The sequence below is a fragment of the Lysinibacillus sp. VIII_CA genome, assembly GCF_049943995.1.
In the GTDB taxonomy this organism is placed as follows: domain Bacteria; phylum Bacillota; class Bacilli; order Bacillales_A; family Planococcaceae; genus Lysinibacillus; species Lysinibacillus pinottii.
This window is the reverse complement of the sequence record NZ_JBNFXM010000009.1, coordinates 146,665-160,572: the sequence shown is the minus strand read 5'-3', so window position 1 is coordinate 160,572 and position 13,908 is coordinate 146,665. Positions and strand designations below refer to the sequence as shown.

The 13,908-nt window shown below is 36.9% G+C and carries 8 protein-coding genes; 5 read left to right on the top strand and 3 right to left on the bottom strand.

Features of this window, described 5'->3' with window-relative positions; translation table 11 throughout:
- Positions 1–382 precede the first annotated feature (382 nt).
- Complete coding sequence (locus ACP3VS_RS14175) at positions 383–4,084, bottom strand: S-layer homology domain-containing protein (RefSeq protein ID WP_426388990.1); 3,702 nt, start codon at positions 4,082–4,084, stop codon at positions 383–385.
- A gap of 631 nt (positions 4,085–4,715) precedes the next feature.
- Here ACP3VS_RS14175 and ACP3VS_RS14170 point away from each other — a divergent pair.
- The 5 genes from ACP3VS_RS14170 to csaB all read left to right on the top strand — a co-directional run bounded on the left by ACP3VS_RS14170 (position 4,716) and on the right by csaB (position 12,196).
- Positions 4,716–6,566: an S-layer homology domain-containing protein gene (locus tag ACP3VS_RS14170; RefSeq protein WP_426388988.1), complete on the top strand. Its 1,851-nt coding sequence runs from the start codon at positions 4,716–4,718 to the stop codon at positions 6,564–6,566.
- A gap of 323 nt (positions 6,567–6,889) precedes the next feature.
- A complete protein-coding gene (locus ACP3VS_RS14165; RefSeq protein ID WP_031418530.1) occupies positions 6,890–7,630 on the top strand; it encodes a WecB/TagA/CpsF family glycosyltransferase in 741 nt (246 codons plus the stop codon).
- Positions 7,627–9,183, top strand: coding sequence for a putative polysaccharide biosynthesis protein (locus tag ACP3VS_RS14160; RefSeq protein WP_426388986.1), 1,557 nt, complete (start codon positions 7,627–7,629; stop codon positions 9,181–9,183). Before ACP3VS_RS14165 ends, ACP3VS_RS14160 begins: the two co-directional genes overlap by 4 nt.
- Positions 9,184–9,203: 20 nt before the next feature.
- Positions 9,204–11,117, top strand: coding sequence for a DUF5693 family protein (locus ACP3VS_RS14155; RefSeq protein WP_197149077.1), 1,914 nt, complete (start codon positions 9,204–9,206; stop codon positions 11,115–11,117).
- Positions 11,117–12,196 carry a polysaccharide pyruvyl transferase CsaB gene (gene csaB / locus ACP3VS_RS14150; RefSeq protein ID WP_426388984.1) on the top strand — a complete coding sequence of 360 codons (1,080 nt, stop codon included), beginning with the start codon at positions 11,117–11,119 and terminating at the stop codon, positions 12,194–12,196. The genes ACP3VS_RS14155 and csaB overlap by 1 nt, the downstream gene beginning before the upstream one ends.
- A gap of 39 nt (positions 12,197–12,235) precedes the next feature.
- Here the strand turns inward: csaB and ACP3VS_RS14145 are convergent, their stop codons facing one another.
- On the bottom strand, positions 12,236–13,066 hold the full coding sequence (locus ACP3VS_RS14145) for a flagellin (RefSeq protein ID WP_426388982.1): 831 nt from the start codon (positions 13,064–13,066) through the stop codon (positions 12,236–12,238).
- 199 nt (positions 13,067–13,265) lie between these two features.
- The gene (locus ACP3VS_RS14140; protein WP_426388980.1) at positions 13,266–13,739 is read right to left on the bottom strand and encodes a transcriptional regulator; all 474 of its coding nucleotides are present in this window, start codon (positions 13,737–13,739) and stop codon (positions 13,266–13,268) included.
- Positions 13,740–13,908 lie beyond the last annotated feature (169 nt).

Here is a 13,908-nt window from a genome sequence, read left to right as displayed (position 1 = left end):
AGAAAGAAAACCCCATATTTATTGCTTAATGCAAGACATGGGTTTTCAGTTCCACTCATTTCACTGAATGAAAACTAAAGCCTCTAATCTAAATAGACGAACTTCACATGAAAAATCTAAAAAAATTTTTCGCTTATTATTTCCTTCAATCCTAATCCATATTAACTTCATATACTAGAAAAAGCCCTATCCCTGCCATAAAAATGGGGCTTTTATTCATTTATCTACAGGTTAGTATATAGTATGTTCAAAGACTAGAAATTGGAGATCCATGGTACTTAATTATTCTAGTAAAAGAAAAAAACCCTGTAAAGATTACTCTTTACAGAGCTTTTTCACGTTAATGATCTATTTCATAGAATTAAAATCAAATAACTAAAAATTAGTTAGCAATTGTTGCAGTAACAGTTTTATTAGCTAAAGCTGCATCAGCTGTAAATACAACATCAGCTGAATTTGAAGCGTTAGAAACAGTCCAACCTGTTAAACCAGTTGTGAATGCATCTTTGATTTTAGCAGCAACTTGAGCTGCAGTATCGCCAGCAGCAACCGCTACAGTTTTAGCAACAGCTGTACCATCAATAGTAAGTGTAACTGTAATGTTAGCAGAACCAACAGCTGTTCCATTAACAGTTAATGTTTCAACTTGAGCTGTTCCTGGAGTAGGTGCAACAGCAGCAACACCAGGTGTTGTTTGCGTTGAAGCTACTTTACCATCAACAGAAGTAGTTACAGCTGTTAAAGCTGTCGCAGATTCTTGACCTGCTTTTTGAGTGAAAGTTAAAACTCCAGCTGAAGGATTAGCAACTGTATACTTTGCACTTAATGTAGTATCAGCATCAACTAGTCCCTTTACCGCTGTTGCTGTTTCAGCAGCAGTACCATTAGCAACAAGTGTTAACTCAACACCACCAATTGTTACTTTTTCATTTGCAAGAAATGCATCAGTAAATGTTACTGTATCAACACCTGGTACAGCTGGTGTTCCAGCATTTGGAGCAACACCCGGAGTTGTATGTGTAAGTGTACCAGTAACATTAGCAGTAGCAGTTACTTTTGCAGATTCACCAGTTGATTTTGTAAGTGTATTTTTAGCAACTGAGTAATCAATTACATATTTAGCTGATTCTTTTACAGATACTTTATAAGATGTATCTACTTTACGAGCATCTGAAAGCGTAATTACTAGTTTATTTCCATCTTCAATAGAAACATTGTAATCACCAATAGGATTTAATTCCTTATTGTCAGATACACGAGTAACGATGAAATCAGCATCGATTAAATCTTGGTGTGTAGTAGTATCTGCATCAAATTTGATTGCTTCTGAATAAGTGATTGAAATTTTATTTCCATTTACAGCGTATACACCCTTATCAGTAATTTCTGGTTTTACAGAATCTAATAAGTTAGTAGATCCTTTAATGAACTCAGAACCTTCTGGAGTGTTTCCAGCAAGTGTTACAAGTTTAGTAAAATCAACTTTTAAATTTAAATCAGCAGCAGAAGTTCCAAGAACACCATCTTTGAACTTAACTTTAACAGTTGAAGTACCGTCGATTTCTACATCCTTAACTTGTTCAACACCAGCAATTTCGTAAGAGAATGCTCCTGTAGAAGCAGATTTAACACCTGCGTTTAATTTAACTTTAATTGTATTTTTATCAACTAACTCTGCTTTCATACCAGGATAGTCTTTGTTGTTGATATCAGCTAAAGCTAAATCAGTTGATTTATCTAATTTAATAATATTTTTCCCAGTACCTGTTGTAGTATCTGCAAATTCTTTTAATAAGTTACCTGCAACATCTTTTACTCCAAGTACTTGTAATTCTGAAACATTAGCTTTACCTGAACCAGCATTTACAAAATCAACAGTTTTTCCATCAATTGTTTCTGCGAATGTAATAACTACAGTAGTACCATCTTGCAATACTGAAATATCAGCTAAATCTGATGATAAAGTTTGTAATTTACCGTCAATTTTCACAAGATAATTTGAATAATCAACTAAAGTATCAACATTCATTTTCTTGTTGAATGTAAGAACTACACGGCGTTCTTTTGTATTAACAACTTTTGAATCAAATTCAGGAGCGTCTTTGTCGCCTCTTACAATTTTATCACTATAATCAAGCATTGTGTTTTGAAGCTTAGTAGCATCTTTAATGTTTTTGATTGTAAGTTTATTTTCACCTGTAGAAAGATCTGAATATAGGTTGATAATTACAGTTTTAGAATCATTCGGGTCTAAATTTGCATTTTGAACTGAAACTACTTTACCGTCTTTGTTTAATACAGTATAGTTTTTCACTTCTTGAACACTTTTTGAATCAAGTGCTTTAGAGAATGTTACTTTAATAACGCGTGCATCTGTTACAGTTACTTTTTTCACTTCTGGGCGAGTTTGATCAATCTCAGGAGTTACAGTAACTTTTGTATCTTTTGCAATTTGGTTATCAGAGAAGTCTTTAACGCCTTCTACATGAATATCTACTTTACCTGTTGGAAGAGTTTTATCTTCTTTAAAGAAGAATTTGTATTTGTTATCAGCAATTGCTTCAAATTCATGAGCTTCTTTCTTAGAATCTCCAGACTTCCAATAAACGTTAGAAGCTTTGATTGTTTCAACATCCACATCTTCAGAGAATGTTAAAGTAACAGATTCTAAAGTTGCAGTTGCTTCAGTTACTGTTGGAGCTTCTTTATCTTCTACAACTTTGAAGTCGTGAGTTGAAGATAATGAAACGAAATCAGCATAATCTTTAACACCAGTAACAGTTAGTTTATGATCACCAACTGAAAGAGCAGTTGAACTGAATGGAGTTAAGATAACAGAACGATCGTTAGCGCCCATAGTAATTTTACCGAAGTAAGCTTTACCATCTAAAGTAAAGTTAGATTGTTGTAAACCTTTAACTGGCTCACTGAATTCAAGCTTCACTGATTTTGTTCCTAAAGATTTAACTGCTGTAACTTCTGGTAATTTGTTATCAACTGCTGTAAATTCAACGTTTTTCACATTGATTACTTTATCGCCAGCTTTTACATTTGAAATGCTAATTGCATCAGCTTTGTTATTTGTAAGAGTTCCTACAACTGTAACAGTTGCTGTTTTCTTGTCATCAGATAGTTTAACAGATTTAACTGCTTTACCTGATTTTAAAGTGTAGTTTGAAGCTTCTTCAGCTGTTTCTTTATCAACAGTACCGTCGAATTCAACTACTACTTCTTTAAGGTTAGTTGCAGATACAGATTTAACTGCAGTAGCTGTAGTTACAACATAAGTAACTTTAGCTTTGTATTCAACATCCTTAATTTTGAAAGTAACTTCTGTTTCTTTGTTAGGCTCTAAAGCTTTTTCTAAAGTAACAGTTTCTTTAGTACCGTCAGATAAAGTAACGTTTAAAGTTTTAGCGTCAACTACTTCGATTTTGTCAACTTTTGGAGTAGCATCTACGTTTTCAATAGTACGTGAGAATACCACTGCGAAGTCTTGGCGAGTAATTGGAGCATTTGGGTTTAAGTTTGTTTTACCATTTGCTTCAGAACCTTTGATAACGCCGTTTGCAACTGCGATTTCTAGGTAAGATTTAGCCCATGGTTTAACAGTAGAAGCGTCAGCGAATTCGCTTAGATCGCCTTCACCCTCTAATTCGAAAGCATCTACTAAAATTTTAGCAGCTTCAGAACGAGTTAATTGTTTGTTTGGTGCGAATTCAGTAGCACTTACACCTTCAAAAATTCCGTTTTCTACAGTTGCTGCGATAGCATCGTAGTACCAAGCATCAGCTTTAACGTCTTTGAAGTTTACATCACCTTCTGCTTCTAATTCTAGAGCGTTAGTGAAGATTGTAGCAGCTTCCGCACGTGAGATAGTTTTAAGTGGGTTGAAGTTGCCGTTAGCATCCCCTTGGATTACACCAGCGTCTACTAAAGATTGAACTGCTTCTTTAGCGTAGCCAGAGATTTTGTTGAAGTCGTTTAATTGTGCAGCAGATGCTACAGGTACGATTGCAGATGCAACTAATGCAGCTGTTGCTGATGCCGCGAAGAACTTACGGCCTTTGTTTTGCTTTGCCATTAATTTATTCCTCCCTAATATTCCTAAAAATTGATATTATTCCAACGAAAACTATAGTACCACCATAATTAGTTGCCTAAATTTATGTATTATAGCTTTCTCGAATAATTCAAAACTAAAGCAAATTTTCTTAGTAAAGTTACTAGAAAATGAGTAGTAGAATACCATTCTAGTAAGCTTATTCACTTTCTACAATAATATAACATTATCTTTTCCGAAATTCAAGCATTGGGACATAAATTTAGATATAGAAGATTTTTTTACCATGGACCTTACTAGATGGCTATAGTCTTCCAACTAATTTAACCCTCATTTGTATTGGTAACATATAGTTCCATTTCCTATTATACCTGACTCTCCATAATAACCAAGCATTTTCTGGAATGGTTACTAAATTGTCAAAAATTAAAGACTCCCGTAACATTTTAGTTATATTTGTAAAGAAACAGAAACATAGCTATAGTTTTTTAGCGAATTCCGCCTCTTTCCTATCACTTTTAAGAGTTTCTTCATTATTAAATAATAGCTAGTTCTATCTGTCCCTATGTTGTAATAATAGATTACCTTTTTTTGTGATACACTTTTGATAGTTTGATAGAACAATTATCAGCTATTGAAGGGAGCTTGAAAAATGAAACGAAAATTTCCTCTTTACGGGGCAGTGCTTGCAGGTATGCTATATCTTGCACCTACTAGCGCTTCAGCAGAAGATATTTCGAAGCACTGGGCCTATCATGAAATGAACTATCTTATTACAAACGATTTAATGAAGGGTGATGAATTTGGCAATTATCGTCCAAACGATGCTGTTACTCGCGCTGAATTCGCAGCATTTCTAGTCAGAACACTTAACTTGCCAGCTACTTCTAGTCAAGCAACCTTCTCAGATGTAAAGAAAGGCGACTGGTATTATGGAGTGATCGAGCAAGCTAGCTATCATGGATTGATTAAAGGTGACGACCAGGGCAAATTCAACCCGAACGCACATATTAATCGTCAGGAAATGGCGGCTATGTTAAAAAGAGCTCTCCACTATCAAAATATCAATACATCTTCCTCCCCTATTAACTTTAGTGACAATGCTCGTATCGCCAAATGGGCCTATGCTGATGTACAGGCTGTCGTAACATCAGGGCTACTTGTAGGGAAGCCGAATAATCAATTTGCACCACTTGCCCAAACAACTCGTGCTGAAGCAGCGACCGTTCTCTATCGTTTACTTCATTTAGAAGCACCAGAAACTGGTGGAAAGGAATATATAACGACGAATTACTCATTTGACTATTCTTCGGTGGTGAATAAACAAACTGCCAATAATCCAAAGGTAGACGGTGCTGGCATTTTTACGGCTAGCGACGCACTAGTGTCATACTATGTACACCCAAAGAGTGTTATGCAGGATAGCCCATCTTTTTATCAATTTTTAAAATTATCAACTGTGGTTAATAATTTGAATGCCAAGGAACTCAATGATAAGGTACTTGCTAATAAAGGAAGCTTAGCAGGTATGGCTGATGCCTTTATTCAGGCGGGTATCGATAACAATGTAAATGCTATCTACCTGTTATCACATGCTTTACATGAAACCGCTAATGGGGCCTCTGCGCTTATGAACGGAATTGAGGTTGGCTTAGATACGGGTGGAAAACCAGTGATGGTTACTCCTGAAAATCGAGACAGTTTAACCGCTATTAAGAAAACTTATAATGCTTATGGTATTGGAGCTATTGATGCTGATGCCAATAAATTTGGTGCTGAGCGTGCTTATACAAATGGTTGGTTTACCGTACAGGATGCGATTATCGGCGGCGCTCAATTTGTCAAGGATCAGTATATTAGTAAAGGACAAGACACATTATATAAAATGCGCTGGAATCCAGATAATCCAACCGTCCATCAATATGCTACACATGTAATGTGGGCATTTATTCAGGCGAAAAAGATTTATGATATTTATGAATTAGTTGGGGCACATACGTCAACGAATTTAGTGTTTGATGTTCCTGCTTATCAGGGTCAGCCTTCCGCTCCATCTTTACCAAGTCCTACGAAGCAATATGCTTTAGATTCATATATAGCTGGGGCAATCGGAAAGGCTACTACTAATCTCAATATGAGAACATATCCTAATACTACAGATGCTGCATCCATTATGACGAATTTACCTAAAGATACATCCTTCAAAGTACTTGGAGAAAATGGTGGCTGGTTTAAAGTAAGCGTCAATGGTCAAGAGGGCTGGGTGTTTGATGATTATGTTCAACTTGAAAATGGTTTACAGATTGTCAACATGAACATCATGCTCAATGTCCGAAGTGAACCATCTACGACAGCCCCTATATTAGGTACAGTTAAACCAAACGGCTTTATTATTGGTGCAGTAGATGATAAAGGCGAATTCAAAAAAAATGGTGCCTGGTATCAGGTTATCTATAACGGCAAAACCGGCTGGGTACATGGCGATTATATTGTAAAAAAATGATTTCCTACGATTTTCTAAAAAAAGAGTGCGACATTGTCTCGCACTCTTTTTTTGTCTTCATTGCATGAATATAAAACACTATATAATAGAAGAAACTCAAACCCTTCTGTTATGAGCACCACTATTTCCTCCTAAAAAAATCAGTGCATTTTTTAGTTTGTTTCTTGTATATGCAATAGAATCCTCCTTTTTATAACGATGAATCCCCTTTTATGCAGCCTATAGCCATAGCTGAACTATTATCGAAAATTTCCTGTCAATATTGCTTTTATGGTATGATAGATTGCAGTGAAAAAGGAATTACAGAAAGGTTTGAACACTATATGAGGCATGTAACGATTATGGGCGTACCCTTTTTACATATTAGTCAGCAAGGGTTTGTAGATCTACTTGTTAATCGTATTGAACAGCAAGAAAAGACTTTCGTTGTGACAGCCAATCCTGAAGTTGTCATGCAGGCAAATGAAAATCCTACTGTGAAGGGCTATTTAAATCAGGCAACCTACATTTGTGCGGATGGTATCGGTGTAGTAAAGGCTGCTCAAATCCTTGGAGATTCACTTCCCGAGCGTGTAACAGGCTATGATACCATGGTGAAATTGTTAGAGGTTGGTCAGCAAAAACGCTTTAAAGTTTATTTATTGGGTGCACAAAAAGAAACAATTGAAAAGACCATTGCCAATATTCATAAGAATTATCCAAATGTTGAAGTGGTAGGCTATCAGGATGGATTCTTTGATTGGAATAATAATCATATTGCGGACGATATCGCAGCATTACAACCTGATCTGGTGTTTGTCGCTTTAGGAGTACCGAGACAGGAAAAATGGATTACTGAAAACCTAGACAAGTTTTCAAAGGGCGTATTTATTGGTGTAGGTGGCTCCTTCGATGTCATCGCGGGCACTGTGAAGCGTGCACCAGTCATTTGGCAAAAGTTAAATCTTGAGTGGCTTTATCGACTGCTACGCCAGCCAAGTCGTTTTATAAGAATGCTTGTTCTTCCACGTTTTGCTTTAAAGGTTTTCTCATTAAAGCTTAGAGGGCAGGGCACAACAAAATGAGTCAATCAACATTTGTCAAAAGTACACTCGTTTTAACCATTGCGACATTACTTTCTAAGGTGATTGGCAGTATTTTCCGTATTCCACTTCAAAATATTGCTGGTGACGAAGTACTTGGTATTTTCAGTCTTGTCTATCCTGTCTATATGGTGGCTTTGTATTTATCTGTTGCAGGTATCCCTATTGCTATTTCTAAACTGATTGCGGAGGCTAACTCAAGTAAGGATACTGCCAAAATAAAGAAAATTTATGTAACCGCAAGAATCCTTGCCCTATCGTTTGGCGTCATTAGTTTTACAATCATTTACGGTTTTTCAGGGCAGATAGCGAATGCACTTGGTGGGCCATCAACAGAAATTGCCTTAATTATTGTGGCACTAACATTACTTGTGGCTCCTTATATGGCCGTCTATCGTGGCTTTTTTCAAGGCTTTGGAGATATGCGACCGACTGCCATCTCTCAAGTAATTGAACAATTAGTTCGAGTTGCATTAATTCTAATTGTTGCGTACTTCCTAGTTGCGATGGATTATTCAAATGATATCGTAGCTGGTGGAATTATGGCTGGTTCTGTCCTTGGAGCACTCGGTTCACTTGTTTATTTACTCTATAAATATTTCCGTTCGTCGGTAAAAGTAACGAGCAAGGAGAAATATTCTAGTAAGGATTTCTCCACATATAGTAAAACTATATTAAAAATATCCATTCCGATTGCAATTGGTTCTGTTACAATGGCACTTTTTAACTTTGTGGATTCCTTTACCGTTACATATGGGTTAAGAAGTGCAGGGGCAGACGCAAGTGAAATTAGCTTCCTTTATGGGATATATGGTCGAGGGCTAACATTAGTTCAAATTACGACTGTATTTGCGTCATCAATTATTTTACCGCTAGTGCCACTAATTACTACTAAGCTTGCTGAACGTAAAATGGATGAAACACGCAGTATTATTGAACAAACACATCGTATGACTCATCTTATATCATGGCCAGCTGCGATTGGACTGCTAGCCTTAACCTTGCCTTTAAATCTAGCTCTTTTTAAAGACTTAGAGGGAAGCTTAATGTTAGCCATGATTAACCTTAGCTCGCTCTTTACATCACTAACACTCCTTGGGACGGGCGTTTTACAGGGAATGAATGCTGCTAAAACAGGCGCTCTTATTATTTTAAGTGGTGTTGTTTTGAAGGTGTTTGCGAACATCTTCTTCATTCAAGCATTCGGTCTAGATGGTGCTGCCTATGCAACATTATTGGTGTACTTTGTGTTATTTATTGTGAATACTGTCTTTATATATCGTATGATTCGCTTTACTGTTCTTGGAAAAGATACGGTGAAAATGATTGTGTCTTCCATCGTAATGGGAGCAGCCGTTGGTTTACCAACGCTTTGGCTTGATTTTACACATTGGTCTCGTATGTGGGCAATGGGCTATCTGACTATTGCCATCATCATTGGAGGAGCTATTTACTTCCTTTTACTATGGCTAATGAAAGCTATTGATAAACAAGATTTAAAGAAAATTCCTGTTATCGGAAAAAGATTTTCATAAATAAGAGAGGTAGGACACTTATGTCGAAACAGAAATGGCTTTGGGGGATTATTGTTCTTTTACTCGTCGTTTCCTCCACAGGTATCATGATGAGGTGGAATGCGGAGCAATCGAATGATTCTTATGAAATCGTGATTCCCTATGATGAAATACAAACTGCAAATAAAAACAGTGATTTAACAATGGATGAAATCCTTTCCTCCTTAAAGGAAGCTGGACTGACAACTGTTAGTCTTGAGCCTTTAACATTAAAGGAAATGGAAAAACAAAATTTGATTACTGTCTATAAAGAAAACGACTTAGCAGCACAATTATTATTTACACCTTATAAAGATGCTGTTGATGTTACAAAGAGTGGCTCTTATATTCGAGTACCTGAAAATGAAAGCTACCGAAAGCTTATCATGGATAGTGTTGAGCCGGAGGAAGTTCAAATAGGAGAAGAGGCTTTTTATTTTCTCCCTACTTCTAACCATAACTTTGATTTAAAAACACCAATTGGCTACGATCAGCCTGCTATCGATATGATTAGTAAGCATGGCCTAGGCTATGTCTTTAAAGTTGAAAATGCAGATAATGAAGTGGCTAACGCTAAATTGGTGAATCAGTTACTCGCATTAAAAGATGGTTCTTCTGGTCGCTTGCTTGGTCAAGGTGACGAAGCAATTGGCTTTGGACAAGAAAAAGGCAATCAATTAGTTGAAAAACTAAGTGATGCGGGCTATTACTTCTATACAATCGAAAGTAATCCATTGAAGGGCGAAAATAAAATCGCCCAAATGACCGATTACAATATGATTCGTTTGCATAGTATTAACATCAACAGACAAACGAAATTAAAGTTAAATGAAAGTATTGACCGTACAACAAGAGCTGTAAAAGAGCGTAATATCCGTTCTATCTTCTACCATATTAAAACAACTGGTAATGCCAAGGAAAATGTGGAGCAAACTATTGACTACTTAAATGGAGTACATGACGCAATGCCAGATCATTTCCAACCTGGCGAGCCAAAGCTGTTTGATCAGGTAGCTGTACCAGCTTGGGTCACAGCAGCTGTATTAGTAGCAGGTATTTTATTTACCTTTATCGTTTCAGACTTAATCAAATGGATGCCTCTACGAATTGCGGCAGCTGGATTTATGACAGTACTAGCCATTGCGTACTTTATCCTGAAAAGTACTCTATTCTTACAGGCATTTGCACTAATTATTGCAGTCCTTGCACCTACCTATGCCGTAATTAAATCAGCACAAGGGTCTACGAAAATGTCTAAAATACTTGTGCAATACTTGAAGGCAGTAGCGATTAGCCTTATCGGGATTGTTATTGTCATTGGCTTATTAAATGGCAACGCCTTTATGACAGGTTTTGCTACGTTCAAAGGCGTGAAGTTAGTTTATCTGATTCCAATTATGGGCGTTCTACTATTTACATTAATTGAGATTAACCGACTAGCTGATCAAAATATTAATAAATCTTTATCTAATACCGTAACATTGTTAAACAAAGAATTAAAATATTGGCATGTACTCCTACTAATTGTCGTGGCGGGTATCGGTTTATTTTACATTAGCAGAACTGGTAACTCTGGCTCAGTTAGTGATTTAGAATTAACGTTTAGACAATGGCTAGAAAATACCTTATATGTACGACCAAGAACGAAGGAATTCTTAATTGGTTTCCCATTCTTTGTTTTAGCTTTATATGTAATGGGCATCAACCGCAAATGGGGTAGTATCTTACTTGTACCAGGTGTTATCGGATTCTTATCGATCGTTAATACATTTACACATTTACACATCCCAGTAGCTGTTTCAGTATTACGTACTCTATACAGCGTATCTCTTGGTTTTGTTATAGGATTAGTATTTATCCTTATTTTTAAATTCGGTTATCGTTGGGTTTCTAAGGCAATCGCGAGGTGGTCATAATGCACATTGTTTTATCGGGCTATTATGGATTCGATAATGTCGGAGATGATGCTATTCTGCTTTCCATTATTCAAGCTTTGAAGAAATGGGAGAGTGATATAGAGATCACTGTATTATCTAATAACCCAACCGCTACTGAGCAAACCTATGGTGTTAAAGCCATCAATCGTTGGAAAATGAAAGAAATCCATCAATTGCTTAAAACAGCTGATGGACTCATTAGTGGCGGTGGTAGTTTAATGCAGGATCAAACAGGCATGAAAACTATTCCATACTATGCGGGCGTGATTCAAATTGCAAAATGGCTGAAGAAGCCAGTATTTGTTTACGCCCAAGGTATGGGCCCAATCAACCACTCGCTTAGTAAATTAATCGTGCGTAAAACCTTTAACAAGGTTGAGCAAATTACGGTTAGAGATAAAGCCTCCCAAACTCTTTTAACAGAGATTGGTGTACGTAAAGAGACTAAAATTGTGCCCGATCCTGTTATGGGACTCAATGGTGGCGACTTTCATTGTGAATGGTTAGATCAAGAATCCCTAACGGCAGAAAGCTATATTTCTGTTAGTGTTCGTGACTGGCCATCTACAATAGCATATAAAGAAAAAATTGCTCATAGCTTAGACCAATTAGTACGTCAGGGTGAGCAAATCGTTTTCTTACCAATGCATGGTGAACACGATTTAAAAACTTCTCAGGAAGTGGCAGCACTCATGCAGGAAAAAAGCTTAATTGCTCCTTCTGATTTATCCATTGAGGAAAAAATTGCGGTAATTGGACAATCTCAATTATTGATTGGGATGCGACTCCATTCCCTCATCTTCTCAGCCATCTATGCTACACCTTTTATCGCCATTTCGTATGATCCAAAAATTGATGCATTTGCTGATATTGTTGATCAGCCGGTTATTGGGCATGTCGAGAAGGATGATTGGAACGGTGTCACATTGTTCGAACGTGCGATTGCCATGTTAGAATCGTATACGACGGTTCGAGAAAATATGCGTCAGGCTGTGCTACCCTTACAGCATGAAGCTACGGCAACGGCTAAATTAGCGATTGAGACTTTCTCTAAATAAACATTAAAAATGATGAATTTCAATAGTAATTGAAATTCATCATTTTTTTCCGATTTCTAATAATTTTAAAATGGATTGTGCCTGCTGCATATGCATCGCCAGCACATATTGACTGGCCTGCATTAAAATCTGAGCCTTCACCATATTCATCATCTCTTTGGCAATATCAGCATCTCGAATTCGTGACTCTGCTGCCTGTAAATTTTCTGCGGTGTTCACATTGGCATTATAGGCATGTTCCAAACGGTTTTGATAGGCGCCAAGGCGGGAACGTTCACTGGATACGCGTTTTAAAGCGTCCTCCATAGAAGAAATAGCCTTATCTGCCTCATCTCTAGTAGCAATCGAGACATCTTTCAAACCAAGTGCTTCTGAACCGAGACCATTAATCAACAGTTCAATGCTCTGCCCTGCGTTGGCACCTGCCTGAATTTTAATCCCATTTGTTTCATAATCGCCATTCAGTAATGTCTTTGTATTAAATTCGGTATCGGTTGAAATACGTTGAATTTCCTTCTTTAACTCTTGGAACTCTAAATCAAGTTGTTTCCGATCCTCATCTGTTAATGTATCATTGGCTGCCTGCACTGCTAGTTCTCGCATACGCTGAATCATCGCATGTGTCTCATTCAATGCGCCCTCTGCTGTTTGCACTAATGAGATACCATCCTGTATATTCTTTGCCGCCATATTCAATCCACGAATTTGAGCACGCATTTTTTCAGAAATGGCCAGACCAGCTGGATCATCTGCTGCACTATTGATTCGGTAACCTGTAGAAATTCGTAACATTGCTTTACTCATAGCACCATAATGTCGATTCATATTATTCAGGATCGACATCCCTGTAGCTGACCAATTACCTAGCATTTACTCACCACCCTTTTGCCACTTATATCGGTCTATCCTCCGCTTTTTTAACGTTCCATCGGTAATAGTTTCCAATATAGTAGGATTTATTAATTATTTGTAGGAAAGTTATTCATCCCTTTAAACTTTTGACCTACCTGTGATAATAAAAGCACCCCTTCTCCTAGTAAGAAAAGTAGGTGCTTAATGGGTATACCATCTATTCAATTTTGAAACCTCCAAGTTGATGGTTCTTTTGCTGCAATAGATTAAAAAAGAGTGATTTATTGTTCTCTAATAATGCTTGATCGATTAAGTAATCCAGATTTCTGTTCTCAATTTCTGCAATAAGCTGATCAATTTCACCTAAAGTCACTGTAGAAACAAGAGGAAGTTGCTTCGGTGTAGCGCTTTCAAGTATAGGTGCCAGATGATCATGGACGTTGGTAATAAGAAGTAGCTGATAAAGTGGTAATCGAATAAACCGATTGCCCTTTTGGAAAACAAACACCTCAGATAAATTTTCAATTTGTTGTGTCTTCATGTTGATAATCATCTCTTTACCTTCTATGGGAATGAAATGGAAAATCTCATTCTCTTTTAATATAGAGAAATATTGATAAGCAAACACGAGACGTAATTTGTCCCCAGTGATTTTTGTATAAAACGGCTTCATGTATTGAACTTGCATCATCCTTCATCCCTCCCGATTATCTGATTATTCAGATTTTAACACAAATCAAAAGTCTTGTTAACTATCTTTAATTCAATTTCCTTCTTTCTGATCATTCAGCTTATCATTGCCGCATTTTAATCGTATAATGGAAGGACAGTCTTTTTTCCTTTACTACCATTAATCCATA